Below are 14,978 nucleotides of genomic sequence, written 5' to 3' on the forward strand. Positions count from 1 at the left end.
GCGCGTTGTTTCCCGCCCATCCGGAGCTCGTCCGTTTCCATGTCGCTGTCCCCCGAAGCTCGCAAGACTCTCGCCGGCATCACCACCGCCACCATCACCACGGTCCTGCTGAAGAAGGGCCTGCGCAATGTGTGGATGCGCGGCGCACGGCCGCTGCGCCCGGGTCTGCCCCGCTTGGTGGGACCAGCCTTCACGCTGCGCTTCGTGCCGGCGCGCGAGGATCTGGCGACACCGGAATCCTGGTCTTCGCCGATCTCGACCCGCACGGCGATCGAGGCGATGCCGGAAGGATGCATCGCCGTGGTCGACGCCATGGGCATCACCGACGCCGGCATCTTCGGCGACATCCTGTGCGCGCGCATGGTCAAGCGCGGCGTCACTGCGCTCGTCACCGACGGCGTCGTGCGCGACGTCGAGGGCGTGCTCGGCACCAACCTGCCGGTGTGGTGCGACGGCTATGCCGCGCCGCCGTCGGTTGCAGGTCTTACCTTTGTCGGCTGGGGCGAGCCGATCGGCTGCGGCGGCGTTGCCGTGTTCCCGAATGACATCGTCGTTGCCGACCAGGACGGCTGCGTGTTGATCCCGCAGGCGATGCTTGATCACGTCCTTGCCGAGGGCGTCGAGCAGGAGCGGATGGAGGCCTGGATCGTCAACGAGGTGAACAACGGCGCGGCGCTGCCGGGCCTGTACCCCATGAATGCCGAAACCAAGGCGCGCTACGCCGCGAGCAAGAAGTAACAGGAGAGCAGACCCTATGGAGATCACCGTCGCAGGCACGCGGCCGACCCGCCGCGCGCCCAAGGAAAACTTCACCGGCACCGTGTGGCAGGACCCCGTCATCATGGCGCCGTCGCCGGCACGGCTGAACTGCTCGCGCGTCGCTTTCGAGCCGGGCGCGCGCACCAACTGGCATCATCATCCCCTCGGCCAGACGCTCTACGTCATTTCCGGCGTCGGACGCGTGCAGTCCAAGGGCGGCCCGATCCGCGAGATCCGTCCCGGCGATACCGTCTGGATTCCTCCGGGCGAACTGCACTGGCACGGGGCGTCGCCGACCAACGGCATGTGCCACATTGCCATGCAGGAAGCGCTCGACGGAGTCTATTCGACCTGGCTGGAGCCGGTCACGGACGCGGAATACGGGGCCGCGGTGGGCTGATCTGCATGCCCCGGACAAGACGCATCGCCCGAGGGCGATGCGTCGCGGAGCGGGGGCCGGGATATTGCAGTGGTCGACACCGCTGGGTCGCGGCTCGGCGCAGCAATGCCGTCAACGCGTTCACACGCGTCCTCGATGCGCTATTGCATTGCCGCTTGTCCGGGACAGAAGCCCTACATCCGCTCCGCCGTCCACGTTCCCCTGCACATCGCACCGCGCCAAGTGCCGGAGCCCGAGCTGCCGCTGAGCCGGCCGAAGCCGACCGCGCGCTTGATGCCGGTGCTCAAGGTGACATTGATGCGGCCGGCATCGGCCACGTGACCGGACGCGTTCACCGCGGCGCTGCTCGAGGCGATCTGGCCTTTGTTGATGCCGATTGCGACGGTTGCGCCGTTGCCGCAGGTCTCGCTCGATGACGAGATGCGGACATTCCATGTGCCGTCGAAGGTGCTTGTCGCGGCGTCAGCCTGCGCGAATGGCAAGGCGATGGCGACGAGGGAAGCGAAGAGACCTTTGCGAAAGCCGTTCATGACACGCCCCTGTGGGTGACCATGCGCGGATCGTGGCATGGGCGCGGAACCGGCGCTGTGAGGGCAGTCACGTGCGCAAGGGGCTCCGTGAGCCTGCGCACGTCGCGATGCTCCCCCGGGAAAAGCAAAGGGGCCCGGATCACGAGCCCCTTGTCTCCGTCAGGACGTTGAACTCAATTCACGCGCGTCCAGGTCTGGCCGCCGCAGAACATGCCGCCGAAGGCGCAGCCCTGCACACGCAGGCGGTCGGTGCCCTTCATGGCGATCGTTGAATCGTAGGTCGAGCCCGAGTTCGGATCGAGGATGCGCCCGGTCCATTTTTGGTCCTTGCCCGGCTTCATGTTGATCAGAACCTGCTCGCCGTTCTGGTTCGACCTGGAATCGACCGAATAGCCGCAGAGGTTGGTGCCGCATTGCTCGATGCGGACCTTGCCTTCCCTCTCCTCGGTGAGCCAGACGCCGAGCGGCGAGCTGAGATCTCGCGTGGGCGCGGTTGCCGGAGCAGGCGTTGTTGCGGCTGCCTGAACGGGAGCGGCGGCAGGTGGCGGAGGCGGCGCCGGGGGGGCGGCGGCCACACTCGGGGCGGGCGGCGGAGCGGTGGCAGGCGCTGCCTGCTGCTCGACTGGAGCAGCGGCCTGAGGCGGTGCAGGCGCTGGTGCGGCAGCCGCGCCGGCCGGCGAGTTGGTGGCGGTCGTGGTCGGCGGAGGAGCTGGTGGCGGTGCGGGGGGCGGCGCCACGGCAGCAGCCGGAGCCGGCTGCACAGCTGCGGGCGGGGCGGGGGCAGGTGCCGGCGCAGCCGGTGCCTGCGGGTCGACCGTGGCCTGCTGCGGCGCCTGCTCGCTCTTCTTGGCCTTCTTGGGCTTGCTCTGGCCCGTGTTGTCGTAGACCCCGGGAATCTGCACCGTGCCGCGCTCCGGGTCGATGCGGATGGTGCGCCCGCCATATTCGAAGGTGTACTGCGCCTGCGCGGCGGTGCTTGCCAAAAGGAATGCGGCCGTGGCCAACAGCTTCCTCATTTCCGTCTCCTGAACCGGTGGTCCCCGCACCGACGCTTACGCGCCGGTCCGATCGCAGAAAGTGATCCAGATCACTGTCGTCAGTATGAGTCGTGCTTCGCAGGTTCCCGGTTCAATAGGCCCGAAGCCGGCCCAAAGTTTGGCAAGGCAAGCGACAGGAGGACGCGGCCTCAGGCGGCGTTCAACTTATAGGGCCTCCACTGCTGATGGCGTCGGCAGACATCGCTTTAGTCGGGCCAAGCCGTGTAGATCTTTGGCGTTGCCGTCTTCCATCGACATGTTGAGCTGGCATTGTGCAACTGTTCGACGGCGGAATTTGACCAGACGCCGAAGATAGGGGAATTCTGGCATGACGATCTCGATCTACGAGGCCTCGGTGGGCCTGTTCGTGCCGTACCTGCACAACCTGTCGGTTCTGCTCGACAAGGGTGTCGCGTATGCCGAGACCCGGAAGTTCGACCCGACGGTTCTGCTCGGCATGCGCCTTGCGCCGAACATGTACGATCTGGCGCAGCAGATCGGCGAGGCCTGCCGCCACGCTACGGTTGCGCCAGCCTTGCTGGCCGAACGCGAGCCGGTCACGTTGCCCGTGCTCGAGCACGATATGGCCGGCCTTCAGGCGCGCATCGCGACGTCGGTTGAGTTCATCCAAAGCCTGCCGCGCGCGAAGATCGATGGGGCGGCGGAACGGGATGTTGTCTTCAGGCTGAAGAATGGCAGCGAGCTGCCCTTCACCGGGCGAACGCTGCTGCTGACGTTCAGCCTCCCACAGTTCTTCTTTCACGTGACGACGGCTTACGACATCTTGCGGCACGCCGGCGTCGAGCTGGTGAAGAAGGACTATCTTGGGAGGAAGTAGTTGGTGGCTCGCACACCTCTGTTTTCGGGAGAGGTGTGCAAAGTGAGCGGGCCGAAAATGGCCTTACGCTTCGCCCTTGCGCTCGTAATCTGCAAGCGAGCTGCGGCCGGCGATCTCGCTGCGCAGCAACTCGAAGCGCTTGTTCGCCTCGTCCTGCTGCCCATCGACGAAGCGGACCGCGGCCTCGCTCGTCATGGGGCCGCTGACCACGGGGGCGGATTGTTCGCCGATGGTCTCGTGGACATAGTACTGGCCGTCATCGCCACGATGGACCGTCCACTTGAGACGGATCGCTACCATGGGCCCCGGACCGACCTTGCTGTAGCCGTCGGCATCCGTATGCTCGGGCGCCAGCGGCTGCTCCTCGACCACCGGATGCTCGTCGAGAACATTATGCTCTTCGACGGACGGCTGCTCGCCCACGACGACGATTTCAGTCTCTCGAATAATCTCGGTTTCCCGGACAACGAGCGCCGGCTCGGGATTTTCCAGAATGCTCGCGATGGTCGCAAGCGCATGGTCGGTCGGATCGATCTCTGACAAGCGTCATCCTCCAGCTCGACGCGGGCGGCCAGTCTGTCCCGCTGCCGCCGCGGCAAGACGCATTACGCGCGTTTGATTAAGGCTGAGTTGGGGCTCGATCTGCACCAAAATGGGACGCTTTCTGGCCATCCACATCCAGATGCGTCCTGAATTCCGCTCAGCCCAGCACGTTCTGGTTGATCACGTTCTGCCGGATGGGGTCGCCGTCCAGAACACTCAGGATGTTGCGTGCGGTCTGTTCGCTCATGCGCTCGACGGCTTCGACCGTGACGCCGGCGACGTGTGGAGCGATGATGACGTTGGGCAACGCAAACAGCGCGTTGCCGACCGGCGGTGGCTCCACCTCGAAGACGTCGATCCCCGCGCCGGCGAGCCTGCCGGACGTGAGCGCGTCGTACAGTGCCGCCTCCTTCACGATGCCGCCGCGCGCGGTATTGATGAGGTAGGCTTTGGGCTTCATCCGGCCGATCCGCGCCGCGTCGAACAGGCCGACGGTCTCCGGTGTCTTGGGGCAGTGGATGGTGACGAAGTCGGCGCCCGGCAGCGCGGCGTCGAGGTCAGTGACGGGCTCGCAGCCGGCTGCCTTGATCTCGGCGGCTTCCTTGTAGGGATCGTAGACCTGGACGTTCATTTCGAATGCCAGGCAGCGCTTGGCGGTGCGGCTGCCGATGCGGCCGAAACCGACGATCAGCACGGTCTTGCCGTAAAGGTCGAACGGCAGCATGCCGAGCCGGTCGGCCCATTTGCCGTCCTTGACGCAGGCGTGCAATTCCTGCGCGCGCTTGGCCAGCGTCAGCATCATGAACAGCGCGGCTTCGGCGACCGAGGGCGAGTTCGCGCTGCCGGCGACCATCAGCGGCACCTTGCGGCGCGAGAGAGCGGGCACGTCGACGGCGTCGTAGCCGACGCCGATGCGGGTCACCACCTTCATGTCTTTCGACGCTTCGAGTTCGGTCTCGCCGAAAGCGGTTGCACCCAGCGCCACGCCGTGGACGGGGGCGTGGCTCTTCAGCAGGGCCTCGAAGTCCTTTGCGGAGATCAGGTTCGGAAACTCGACGAGCTCGATATCGTCCCGCTGGGTGAGGAGGGCGCGTGCCCCTCGCGACAAAGTTTGTGTAACGAAAATCTTCTTCTTGTTGGTCGCCATCGCTCCCCTGCCTGCCCAGCGTTCTCAAGGCGGCGTCACAATACGACGCCGGTCTCTTCGTTTAGCAGGTGCATGTTGTTGAGGTCCATCGCCAAACGCATGGGTCCCCCGTCCTTGGCGCCGGCATTGGGATTGACGCGGCCGCAGACCGGCGTGCCTTCGAGGCCGAAATAGACCAGCGTCTCCATTCCCATCGGCTCGGTGACGTCGAGCACCGTGTCGAAGGTCTCGACGCCGGGCTCGAGATGCGCGTGCGACTCGGTCAGATGCTCGGGGCGCAGGCCGAGCAGCAGCTTTTCGGTGCGCGGCAGCGCGTTGTAGCGGGCCGCACGGGCGGGCGGCAGCGGGAAGGCAAGGCGGTCGGTGAGGCGGATCTGGAGCGTGCCGCCGACATCCTCGAGCCGGCACGGGATGAAGTTCATCGCCGGCGAGCCGATGAAGCCAGCGACGAAGCGCGTCGCCGGCTTGTGGTAGAGCTCGTTCGGCGTGCCGATCTGCTCGATCCGTCCCTTGTTCATCACCACGACGCGGTCGGCCAGCGTCATCGCCTCGACCTGATCGTGGGTGACGTAGACCGTGGTGGTCCGCACCTTCTGGTGCACCTTCTTGATCTCGATCCGCATCTGCACGCGGAGTTTCGCGTCGAGATTGGACAGCGGCTCGTCGAACAGGAAGACCTTCGGATTGCGCACGATGGCCCGGCCCATCGCGACACGCTGGCGCTGGCCGCCGGAGAGCTGCTTCGGCTTGCGGTCGATAAGGTCGGTGATGTCGAGGAGGCGGGCGGCCTCGGTCACCCGCGCCTTGATCTCGGCCTTGGGATAATGCTTCAGGCGCAGGCCGAACGACATGTTCTCCGCGACCGTCATGTGCGGATAGAGCGCGTAGTTCTGGAACACCATGGCGATGTCGCGGTCCTTCGGCGGTACGTCGTTGACGACGTCGCCGCCGATCATGATGTCGCCGTCGCTGATGTCCTCGAGGCCTGCGATCATGCGCAGCGTGGTCGACTTGCCGCAGCCCGAGGGGCCGACCAGCACGATGAACTCGTGATCGGCGATGTCGAGGTCGATGCCGCGCACGGCCTCGACATCATCGTAACGCTTGACCACTTTCCGCAAAGCAACCTCAGCCATGAGCCATCAACCCTTTGTCGCGCCGGCGGTCAGGCCGGCAATGTAGTAGTCCATCAGGAAGGCGTAGATGATCAGCGGCGGCGCGGCGCCCAGCAGCGCGCCGGTCATGATCTGCCCCCAGTTGAACACGTCGCCCTTGATCAACGTGGTGGTGATGCCGACCGGCAGCACGAGTTGATCAACCGACGTCGTGAACACCAGCGGATAGAGGAACTGCGCCCAGGACACCGTGAACGCGAAGATGGTCGCGGCGATCAGCCCGGGCAGCGCGACGGGGATGAAGATCCGCGTCAGGGTCTGCAGCCAGGAGGCGCCGTCGATGAGGGCGGCCTCATCCAGTTCCTTCGGGATCGAGGCGAAATAGCCGATCATGATCCAGGTGCAGAACGGCACGGTCAGGGTCGGATAAATGAACAGCAGCACGTACCATCGGTTGAGCAGCGTGATCCCGGTCAGATCCTGGACCACCGCCAGCATCTTGAAGAGCGGAATGAACAGCAGGCTGTCGGGAACCAGGTAGGTGAGGAACACGCCGGTCGCGAGCGTCGTCGAGCCCCAGAACTTCATTCGCGCCAGTGCGAACGCCGCCGGAATGCTGATCAGCATGGTGACGATCACGACCACGATGGACACGATGGCGGAATTCCAGAAGAAGCGCAGAAACTGGTTCGAGGTCAGAAGCTCGACATAGTTCGCCAGGGTCGGATGAAACACCCACCAGGGATTGGTCGCCGCCGAAATCTCCGCGCTGCTCTTGAGAGAGGTAATCAGCATGTAGATCGGCGGAGTGAGCGAGAAGATCGCGAACACCACCAGGAAGAAGTAGGACCAGCGCAGCGCCCAGGCGCGGTCCCGGCTCATGCTCCGGTACTTGATCTTGCGCGTGGGGCCGCCTTTGTCGATTGCGAGCGTGCTCATCAGGCTTCGTTCCCACGTTTGCTGACATCGCGCAGTATGAAGATCGCCGCGACTGCGAGGATCGGCACCATGAACAGCGAGACGCAGGCGCCGAGCGGAATGTCGCTGCTCTGGATTCCGACCTGGAATGCCCATGTGGCGAAGATATGGGTGGAATCCAGCGGGCCGCCCGAGGTCAGGATGCGCACGATGTCGAAATTGGCGAAGGTCACGATCAGCGAGAACAGCGTCGTGATGGCGATGATGTTGCGCATCATCGGCAATGTCACGTACCAGATCCGCTGCCACCAATTGGCGCCGTCGATGGCGGCCGCCTCATAGAGCTGGTCCGGCACGGATTTCAGCGCCGCGAGATACATGATCATGAAGAAAGGTGCGCCATACCAGACGTTGACGAGAATGACGGAGAAGCGCGCCCAGAAGGTGTCGCCGAGCCAGGGGACCGGGCCGACGCCGAAGAATGACAGCGTATAGTTGAAGGCGCTGTAGGAAGGATCGAACAGCCATAGCCACGCCAGCGTGCTCATCGCCGGCGGGATCACCCACGGGACCAGCAGCATGCCGCGCCATTTGCGCTGGCCCTTGGCCGGAAGGTTGTGCACGAAATGAGCGACGATGAAGCCGAGCAACGCCTTGAAGAAAACGGCGGTGATGGCGAAGATGCAGGACTGCCTCACCACCATCCAGAACGTGTCGCGCTTAAACAGGAAGGTGAAGTTGGCGAAGCCGACGAATTTCTGCATCGACTTGTTCAGCGTCGCAAGGTGCATGGAGTAGAAGGCAGGATAGAGCACGAGCAACGCGATCAGCAAAATCAGCGGCAGCGTCAGGAAGAACGCCATCGTCGACTTCCGCCTGAGGGCATTGCGCAGGCTGGTGCGTTTGCGCGGGCTCGCAGCGTGGACGGAGCGACCTTGCTCAACGACGACATCGGCCATGGTCAGACTTTCTCGCGGATTTCAAAGGGGAAGCCGGCCGGATCGGTCGGCTTCCCTCGACAATGTGATGATGGGACGAGCGGATCGTCGGCGGCTCACTCGTGAGCGCGTGAACCGCCATGAGCACCCGGCATCAGCTCCGCATGAAGCCTTCGCACTCGCCCTCGGCCCAGGCGAGCGCCTGGTCCATCGTCTCGCCCCTGGCATAACGCAGCGCCAGCTTGGTCAGCGTCGCCTGGGAGTAGATCTGCTGTGCGATCTTTGGCGGAGCGGGCGATGCCGCGATCGACATCGTCTGGCTGCCGTGCGGATCGGGATAGTGGTAGAGCGTGCCCTTTGGCGGCCCTTCCTCGGCCCAGGTCTTGAGCTTCGTCAGGTTTGCGAAGGCCGGCAGGTCATAGCCGCCGCTCGCTGCAACGAATTTTTCGATCGAGGACGGCTGCGAGAGGTGGGCGAGCAGGCTCTTGGCCGCCGGCTTGTTCTTGCCGAAGGCCCATACGCCCCAGAAATACGGCAGGAAGGGCGCGAAGCGGCCCTTCGGACCGGCCGGCATGCTGTGGGTCCAGCATTGCTCTGCAATCTGCGGGGCATCGCGCTTGGCCACTGCCCAGGCGCTCGGCGGATTCAGGATCAGCGCACCACGGCCCGAGATCAGCCATTTGTTGTTGGACGCATCGTCCCAGGACGCTGCGTCAGGCGGCAGGACGGCAATCAACTTCTTGTAGAACTCGAGCGCCTGCCGGACCGCGTCCGTCTTCACCGTGACATCGCCCTTGGCATTGACGAGCTCGGCGCCGAACGACTGGAAGATCGCGCCGGCCGTGTCGACGCTGTCGGTGGTCTCGCCAAGACCGATGCCGAACGCAACGCCGGCCTTCTGACAGGCCTCCGCCGCCTTCAGGAAAGTATCCATCGTCCAATTGTCGGCCTTGGGCGCGCTGCCGGCCGGATACATCGCCTGAACGTCGATGCCGGCATGCTTCTTCATCAGGTCGATGCGGGAGCAGGGCCCCTTGATCTGGCTGCCAACGGTCGCGGGCACGGCAAGCCATTTGCCGCCGCCCTGGCCCAGATACTTGACGGTGCCGTTGACGTCGCCGTTCTGCTTGATGATCGGCTCCATGATGTCGTTGACCGGCTCAAGCTGGTCGGCGTAGGCGTGCGGCCACCAGGTCGGCATCTGGAGAATGTCGTGACCGGATTTCGCTTGTGCTTCGGCGGCAACCGTCAGTTCGAGCTTCTTGTTGTTGCTGGTGATGTAGTCGATCGAGACTTCGACCTTCTCCTTCGCCGCCCATTCGTTGACGAGGTCGGTCGAGGCCTTGTTGGCGCCTGGCACCCAATGGTCCCAGAAGCCGATGGAGAGCTTGCCGGCGGCATAAGCGCCCCGGACATAGGGCGCGGTGATCAGCGCCGCGGAGGACATTGCAGTGGCAGCCACAAATTGACGTCGCGTCAGTGTCTTGCGTGACATCTCGTTTCCTCGCTTGGGTGTTGTTGTTGGAGTTTCCTCTAGAGACTTCTTTATTGATTTATCGAGTGTTTCTTGTTGGCGTTTCTTATTGGGGCCGTCGGCTCGCACGAGCAATTCACGCAAGCCGCAGCAAATTGGTAGCGCGATCAGATCATGATTGATCGCATCTGTCGAGAAAGCCGAACGGCTCCGCGGCTAAAACTAACGTTGTGTCCGGAAAAGGCGTGACGCATCGAGGCGGCACGCTGCAGGCGAAGGGCGTTCGCTGTTTTTGCGACGCACACGTCGCGGCAAGCCGCCTGGAACGGTCCGTGCGCATTTACGCCGCAGTTTCCAATAACCGTGCGTAACCGCTTCGCGTGAAAGACTTTTCGGGCGTGGACAACAATGGCTGCGTCTGGACCGCGAAGCGGCTGAAACGATACAATTGCAGCCGGCGGTTATTCCCGCCCGATGGACCGTCGATTCGATAATGGAGACGAGGATGATCAACCCGGCGCACACAGCGCTGCTTCACCTGCGGCGATGGTTCGCGCTCGGGACCGTGCTCGCGCTGCTGCTCGGCGCCGCCGCGCCGGCAAACGCTCAAGGCTTGGTCAAAGGCGTTCAGGAAGGCGCGGAAGCCGGGAACAAGGCTGCCGGTCCGGTCGGCGGCGTGCTCGGCGGTGCGATCGGCGGCGTGGTTGGCGTCTTCACCGGCGTGCTCGGTGTCGGCGGCAACAATCAGCCGCCAGCCCCCAAGGAGTCTGGCAAAGACGCCAAGCAGCAGGGGGTGGCCAAGGACAAGGATGCCAAGAGCGCCAAGACGGGTAAGAACGCCAAGGCGAGCAAGGAGGCGAAGAACGCGCCCCGGGACAAGAGCAGCAAGGAGAACAAGGGTGTCACGGTTCTCACCCAGCCCGGCGCACCCCAGCAGAGCGCGGAACAAATCGTCGCCAACAGCGACGCCTATATCGAGCGGATCAAGTCCGAGCTGAACCTCACGCCGGATCAGGAGAAGCACTGGTACGGCTTCTCCAGCGCGATGCACTACCTCGGGCACAATGGTGCAGAGCGGCTCAACCTTCGGATTGCGCGCGCCAAGCGGGATCCGCCTGACGACATCATCGAGCAGATGCGCAACGAGGCCCAGTTCCTGATCGATCGAGCCGCCGACCAGCGCAACGTTGCCGACGCCGCCGAGCCGCTCTACTCGAGCCTCGACGACAAGCAGAAGCAGGTCTTCATTCAGGAGATGGTGCGCCTCAGTCATGAGCGCGGATTGGATTGATCAAGTTGGATCGGTTCGGGCGCGCCTGAATTAACGGCGTCCGCCACGAATTCGTGTATCCACACCGCAGTTCGGTTATGCTTAGCTTCGCAAGGTTGATTGCGGGGTTGAAATGGCGGACGGACTCTCCGTTTTCCTCGTCGAAGACGAGGCGTTGATCCGGATGATGATTGCCGACATGGTGGAGGAACTCGGCCACCACGTCGTCGCGGAGGCGGACAATGTGCGGGACGCCAGCGCGTTTGCCATGACCGCGCAATACGACCTCGCCATCCTCGACATCAATCTCATGGGTGTCTACGTCGATCCCGTCGCCGACCTGATCGAACGCCGCGGGAAGCCCTTTCTGTTCGCGACAGGCTACGGTCCGGAATTGCTGCCATCCTTGCTCAGACGCAGGCCCATCCTGCGCAAGCCGATCGCAATGGATCAGCTCAAGGCGATGATTGATTCGATGTTCCCCGAGCGGCCAGCCACAAACCCGAACTGACAGGTGACGGCGGGAGAGTTGTTCAACCGCTCAGTCGCGCCCGTTTCTCAGCACCCTTGCGATCGTGTGGGCCGTCATGGCCGCGCGGTCCGAAGCGCGCTGGGCCGCCAGCCGCTCGCGCGCCCGTTCCGCGATCAGGAGTTCGATCAGCGCCAGCCGCTTGTCTTCGTTGTCCGCCTCGCTTAGCAGGCGGTGGTAGCGGTGATAGTCGAAACTCAGATCCTGCTTACGCATGTCACGCCCCCCGCAACCACGCCACACACGGTGAGATTGTTTCCCATCCGAAACGGGCAAGCAAGTACGTTCCGCCTGGAACCAGGCGCGCGCCGAAAACAAGTTGTGTATTACTGGAACTCGCGGTCGGGAGTGATCGTCCGTCAGTCAGCGGTGTGGTCGGCGAACATCTTCAGCCCGACGAAGCTTGCATCCGGCTTGATCACGAGCCTGGTCGGAATGTTGCGCAGATAATCCTGGAAGCGTCCCTTCGCTTCGAAACGTGCGCGGAACGCCGAGGCCGCGAGGAAGTCGCGAAAGCGCGGCACGATCCCGCCGGCGATATAGACGCCGCCGCGGGCTCCGAACGTCACGGCGAGATTGCCGGCCACCGAGCCGAGGATGGCGCAGAACATCTGCAATGTGGCTTGGCTGATGGGACAACTTCCTTCCAACGCGGCTTTGGTGATGGCGGCGGCATCGCGATGCGGTACCTGGGCGCTCTCGACTTCCGCGAGCGCTTCGTACAGGTTCTGCAGCCCGGAACCCGAGAGCGCGCCACGTTCGATGGAGACATGGCCTAGGCGCTTGCGCAGGCAGGCGATCACGCGTTCCTCGCGCTCGTTCTCGGCCGGTAGCGTGGCGTGCCCCGCCTCGGTGACGACCGCCAGCCGCGCACCGTGGCGTTCGATCAGACAGGAGACACCAAAACCGGTTCCGGGGCCGGCGACCAGCAAAGGCTCTCCGGGCAGGCCATCGCCGCCGCCAAGCGGGATCAGGTCGGCAGGCTGCAGGGCGGGCAGGGACCAGGCCACCACCTCGAAGTCGTTCAGCACGTGCACGCTGTCCAGGCCGAGCGCGGGTTGCAGCTCGTTGCCGTCGATGACCCATGGGCTGTTGGTCATGACGCAGCGATTGTTGGTGACGGGCCCCGCCACGGCCAGCACCGCTCTTTGCGGCGGCTCGTCGCCCGACCGGCGCGCCAGGACGTCCGCGATGGCTTCCCCGACGGTCGGGAAGTCTGCAACTTTCACATAATCGATCGGTCCGGTCTGACTGCCGTCATTGGATTCGGATGAGCTCAGCGCGAAGCGCGCATTGGTGCCGCCGATATCGGCGAGAAGAATCTTTCCTGACTTGCCGATGCCCATCGCCCTGCGGCTTCCGCGGCCTTGCCTGGCCTCGGGAACCTTCGCCTCCGTTCCTGATCCGATCCGCAAGCGCGGACGGTCTGAGAATCCTCGCTTGGTTGTTCCTAGTCAACTCGGACAGGATCAAACCGTTTCATCCTGCATGAGCCTTGTCGCCAGCGCGGTCTCGCCGCACGCGGTCAGTGGTTGCGAAGCCGCGCCGGAAGGCCGACATTGGGAGGGCGTCCGACGCGCGCTGCCGGACGGATCGGGTGGGGACTTGCGATGAAGATTTCCGACCGTGACGTGTTGCTGGTGATCGACGTGCAGAACGACTTCTGTACCGGCGGGGCCCTCGCCGTTCCCGGAGGCGAGAAGGTCGTCCCGGCCGTCAACAGGATCGCCCAGAAATTCGCCAATGTGGTGCTGACCCAGGACTGGCATCCGCGCGACCACATCTCGTTCGCGCCGAATCATGACGGCAAGCAGCCCTTCCAGACCATCGAACTCGACTACGGCACCCAGGTGCTATGGCCGCCGCACTGCCTGCAGGGCACGGCCGGGGCCGAATTCCATCGCGATCTCGACGTGACGCGGGCAACCCTTGTGGTGCGGAAGGGCTTTCGCCGTGGCATCGATTCCTACTCGGCGCTGTTCGAGAACGACCATCGGACACCGACCGGTCTGCTCGGCTATTTGCGCGAGCGCGAGCTGAAGTCCGTCTTTGTCGCCGGCCTGGCGCTGGATTTCTGCGTACGCTTCTCGGCGGAAGATGCGCGTAAGGCAGGGTTGGAGGTAGCCGTCATCGAGGATGCCTGCCGCGGCATCGATCTCGACGGCTCGGTGGCCGCGACCCACAAGAGTTTTCGGGAGTTCGGGATCTCTGTCGTCAGCCTCGAGGCGTTCCTGTGAGGATGTTGAGATAGCCATGGTGGAGAAGGCCGGTAAAGAGCAGGGCCCGGGGCCTGCTCCGGAGGAGCCCATGCTGTGGCCGTTCGCGGCGGCCCGGCTCGCCATGGACGCCTGCTTCTGGTGGATGGAGCGCGGGCCGACCGAGCCGGCCCAGAGCAGCCTGCCATGGACGACGCCGAGCACGGTGGCGCTTGAGCTAGCGACCATGCGCCTGCGCGATTGCTCGCAGGGTCACTCCGGCCAGGCGGCTCTGATCTGTGCACCCTATGCGTTGCATCGGGCCTTGATCGCCGACTTCGCACCGGGTCACAGCGTGGTGCAGTCCCTGCAAGGTGGCGGCATTGGCCGGGTCTATCTCACCGATTGGCGATCGGCCACGCCCGAGATGCGGTACCTCTCGATCGACAACTATCTCGGCGATCTCAACGTTGCCGTCGACGAGATCGGCGCGCCGGTTGACCTCATCGGGCTTTGCCAGGGTGGATGGCTGTCGCTGCTCTACGCGGCGCGCTTTCCAACGAAGGTGCGGCGGTTGGTCCTGGTCGGTGCTCCCGTGGACGTGTCGATCGCTTCCTCGCTTTCCCGGCTCGCCCGGGACGCGCCCGAGCTGGTTTATGACCAGCTCGTCGCGCGCGGCGGCGGCAATGTCAGCGGCGAGGAGATGCTGCGCCTCTGGTCCAAGGCGCCGAGCCGCGACGATATCGTGGCGGCCCTGCAGCGGGATCTCTCGGACGAGCAGGGGGCGGCGCTGCTCGCGCGGTTCGACCGCTGGAACGCGGAGACGCTCAATCTGCCGGGCAGATACTATCTCGAGATCGTCAACGGGATATTTCGGGAGAACCGGATCGCTACCGGCAATTTCGTTGCTCTCGGCCGCACTGTTGATCTGAAGGACGTGAGGGTGCCGGTCTTCCTCCTGGCAGGCCTCGATGACGATGTGGTGCCTGCGGCGCAGGCGTTCGCCACTGCCGGCCTGCTCGGCACGCCGCCAGCCTTCATTGCCGCGGCTTCCGAGCAGAGCAATCATCTCGGCCTGTTCATGGGCGCGCGGACCCACGCGCATGCTTGGCCCCGGATCGCTGCGTGGCTGCGAGATGACCTGCCGGGCGCCTTGGCTCGCAGCGCCTGAGCTCGCCGGGCGCGGCGAGGCAGGTTGCGCCCCGGCAAATCCGTTATGCATGAGGGCCGATGGCCTGCACGGGACGCGGTTGATGGGCTACATAGAGTCCGGAGCTGATGGCTT

Annotated in this window: 17 protein-coding genes; 7 read left to right on the top strand and 10 right to left on the bottom strand. The window is 64.3% G+C overall.

Annotation, left to right across the window (positions count from 1 at the left end):
• Positions 1-39 precede the first annotated feature (39 nt).
• Positions 40-738 (top strand): ribonuclease activity regulator RraA, encoded by a 699-nt coding sequence (locus tag K408_RS0105470; protein WP_024341888.1) that lies wholly within the window; start codon positions 40-42, stop codon positions 736-738.
• Positions 739-754: 16 nt separating this feature from the next.
• Entirely contained in the window at positions 755-1,159 is a 405-nt protein-coding gene (locus K408_RS0105475) for a (R)-mandelonitrile lyase (RefSeq protein ID WP_024341887.1), read from the top strand.
• Positions 1,160-1,332: 173 nt separating this feature from the next.
• Here the strand turns inward: K408_RS0105475 and K408_RS0105480 are convergent, their stop codons facing one another.
• Complete coding sequence (locus tag K408_RS0105480; RefSeq protein ID WP_024341886.1) at positions 1,333-1,689, bottom strand: hypothetical protein; 357 nt, start codon at positions 1,687-1,689, stop codon at positions 1,333-1,335.
• A gap of 173 nt (positions 1,690-1,862) precedes the next feature.
• On the bottom strand, positions 1,863-2,705 hold the full coding sequence (locus K408_RS0105485) for a DUF2147 domain-containing protein (protein ID WP_024341885.1): 843 nt from the start codon (positions 2,703-2,705) through the stop codon (positions 1,863-1,865).
• 361 nt (positions 2,706-3,066) lie between these two features.
• Between K408_RS0105485 and K408_RS0105490 the strand changes: the two genes are divergently transcribed.
• Entirely contained in the window at positions 3,067-3,564 is a 498-nt protein-coding gene (locus tag K408_RS0105490) for a DUF1993 domain-containing protein (RefSeq protein WP_035697916.1), read from the top strand.
• Between the two features lie 63 nt (positions 3,565-3,627).
• Here K408_RS0105490 and K408_RS42625 read toward each other — a convergent pair whose 3' ends face one another.
• From K408_RS42625 to K408_RS0105520, 6 genes are all read right to left on the bottom strand, one after another.
• A complete protein-coding gene (locus K408_RS42625) occupies positions 3,628-4,107 on the bottom strand; it encodes a hypothetical protein (RefSeq protein WP_024341883.1) in 480 nt (159 codons plus the stop codon).
• A gap of 157 nt (positions 4,108-4,264) precedes the next feature.
• Positions 4,265-5,254: a hydroxyacid dehydrogenase gene (locus K408_RS0105500; protein ID WP_024341882.1), complete on the bottom strand. Its 990-nt coding sequence runs from the start codon at positions 5,252-5,254 to the stop codon at positions 4,265-4,267.
• A gap of 35 nt (positions 5,255-5,289) precedes the next feature.
• Positions 5,290-6,390, bottom strand: a complete 1,101-nt coding sequence (locus tag K408_RS0105505) for an ABC transporter ATP-binding protein (protein WP_024341881.1) — start codon at positions 6,388-6,390, stop codon at positions 5,290-5,292.
• Between the two features lie 6 nt (positions 6,391-6,396).
• Complete coding sequence (locus tag K408_RS0105510; RefSeq protein ID WP_024341880.1) at positions 6,397-7,308, bottom strand: carbohydrate ABC transporter permease; 912 nt, start codon at positions 7,306-7,308, stop codon at positions 6,397-6,399.
• Complete coding sequence (locus K408_RS0105515) at positions 7,308-8,246, bottom strand: carbohydrate ABC transporter permease (protein ID WP_024341879.1); 939 nt, start codon at positions 8,244-8,246, stop codon at positions 7,308-7,310. Before K408_RS0105515 ends, K408_RS0105510 begins: the two co-directional genes overlap by 1 nt.
• A gap of 133 nt (positions 8,247-8,379) precedes the next feature.
• Positions 8,380-9,720, bottom strand: a complete 1,341-nt coding sequence (locus K408_RS0105520; RefSeq protein WP_024341878.1) for an ABC transporter substrate-binding protein — start codon at positions 9,718-9,720, stop codon at positions 8,380-8,382.
• A gap of 484 nt (positions 9,721-10,204) precedes the next feature.
• Here K408_RS0105520 and K408_RS0105525 point away from each other — a divergent pair, with 484 nt between their 5' ends.
• Together K408_RS0105525 and K408_RS0105530 are read left to right on the top strand one after the other, a co-directional pair.
• Positions 10,205-10,990: a Spy/CpxP family protein refolding chaperone gene (locus K408_RS0105525; protein WP_024341877.1), complete on the top strand. Its 786-nt coding sequence runs from the start codon at positions 10,205-10,207 to the stop codon at positions 10,988-10,990.
• Positions 10,991-11,102: 112 nt separating this feature from the next.
• A complete protein-coding gene (locus tag K408_RS0105530) occupies positions 11,103-11,480 on the top strand; it encodes a response regulator (protein WP_024341876.1) in 378 nt (125 codons plus the stop codon).
• A 30-nt stretch (positions 11,481-11,510) separates the two neighbouring features.
• On the opposite strand, the gene K408_RS0105535 is transcribed toward K408_RS0105530, so the two are convergent.
• Both K408_RS0105535 and glk read right to left on the bottom strand, forming a co-directional pair.
• Complete coding sequence (locus K408_RS0105535; protein WP_024341875.1) at positions 11,511-11,714, bottom strand: hypothetical protein; 204 nt, start codon at positions 11,712-11,714, stop codon at positions 11,511-11,513.
• A gap of 143 nt (positions 11,715-11,857) precedes the next feature.
• Positions 11,858-12,844: a glucokinase gene (gene glk, locus K408_RS0105540; RefSeq protein WP_024341874.1), complete on the bottom strand. Its 987-nt coding sequence runs from the start codon at positions 12,842-12,844 to the stop codon at positions 11,858-11,860.
• Between the two features lie 264 nt (positions 12,845-13,108).
• Between glk and pncA the strand changes: the two genes are divergently transcribed.
• Both pncA and K408_RS0105550 read left to right on the top strand, forming a co-directional pair.
• Positions 13,109-13,735 carry a bifunctional nicotinamidase/pyrazinamidase gene (gene pncA / locus K408_RS0105545; RefSeq protein WP_029674398.1) on the top strand — a complete coding sequence of 209 codons (627 nt, stop codon included), beginning with the start codon at positions 13,109-13,111 and terminating at the stop codon, positions 13,733-13,735.
• A 16-nt stretch (positions 13,736-13,751) separates the two neighbouring features.
• Entirely contained in the window at positions 13,752-14,864 is a 1,113-nt protein-coding gene (locus tag K408_RS0105550) for an alpha/beta fold hydrolase (protein ID WP_024341872.1), read from the top strand.
• The last annotated feature ends 114 nt before the right edge of the window (positions 14,865-14,978 follow it).

Source organism: Bradyrhizobium sp. in8p8 (assembly GCF_000426845.1).
Classification (GTDB): domain Bacteria; phylum Pseudomonadota; class Alphaproteobacteria; order Rhizobiales; family Xanthobacteraceae; genus Bradyrhizobium; species Bradyrhizobium japonicum_C.

Coding starts and splice junctions, on each gene's coding strand:
- K408_RS0105470 (WP_024341888.1), top strand. CDS start 40: ATGTCGCTGTCCCCCGAAGCTCGCAAGACTCTCGCCGGCATCACCACC.
- K408_RS0105475 (WP_024341887.1), top strand. CDS start 755: ATGGAGATCACCGTCGCAGGCACGCGGCCGACCCGCCGCGCGCCCAAG.
- K408_RS0105480 (WP_024341886.1), bottom strand. CDS start 1,689: ATGAACGGCTTTCGCAAAGGTCTCTTCGCTTCCCTCGTCGCCATCGCC.
- K408_RS0105485 (WP_024341885.1), bottom strand. CDS start 2,705: ATGAGGAAGCTGTTGGCCACGGCCGCATTCCTTTTGGCAAGCACCGCC.
- K408_RS0105500 (WP_024341882.1), bottom strand. CDS start 5,254: ATGGCGACCAACAAGAAGAAGATTTTCGTTACACAAACTTTGTCGCGA.
- K408_RS0105505 (WP_024341881.1), bottom strand. CDS start 6,390: ATGGCTGAGGTTGCTTTGCGGAAAGTGGTCAAGCGTTACGATGATGTC.
- K408_RS0105510 (WP_024341880.1), bottom strand. CDS start 7,308: ATGAGCACGCTCGCAATCGACAAAGGCGGCCCCACGCGCAAGATCAAG.
- K408_RS0105515 (WP_024341879.1), bottom strand. CDS start 8,246: ATGGCCGATGTCGTCGTTGAGCAAGGTCGCTCCGTCCACGCTGCGAGC.
- K408_RS0105520 (WP_024341878.1), bottom strand. CDS start 9,720: ATGTCACGCAAGACACTGACGCGACGTCAATTTGTGGCTGCCACTGCA.
- K408_RS0105525 (WP_024341877.1), top strand. CDS start 10,205: ATGATCAACCCGGCGCACACAGCGCTGCTTCACCTGCGGCGATGGTTC.
- K408_RS0105530 (WP_024341876.1), top strand. CDS start 11,103: ATGGCGGACGGACTCTCCGTTTTCCTCGTCGAAGACGAGGCGTTGATC.
- K408_RS0105535 (WP_024341875.1), bottom strand. CDS start 11,714: ATGCGTAAGCAGGATCTGAGTTTCGACTATCACCGCTACCACCGCCTG.
- glk (WP_024341874.1), bottom strand. CDS start 12,844: ATGGGCATCGGCAAGTCAGGAAAGATTCTTCTCGCCGATATCGGCGGC.
- pncA (WP_029674398.1), top strand. CDS start 13,109: ATGAAGATTTCCGACCGTGACGTGTTGCTGGTGATCGACGTGCAGAAC.
- K408_RS0105550 (WP_024341872.1), top strand. CDS start 13,752: ATGGTGGAGAAGGCCGGTAAAGAGCAGGGCCCGGGGCCTGCTCCGGAG.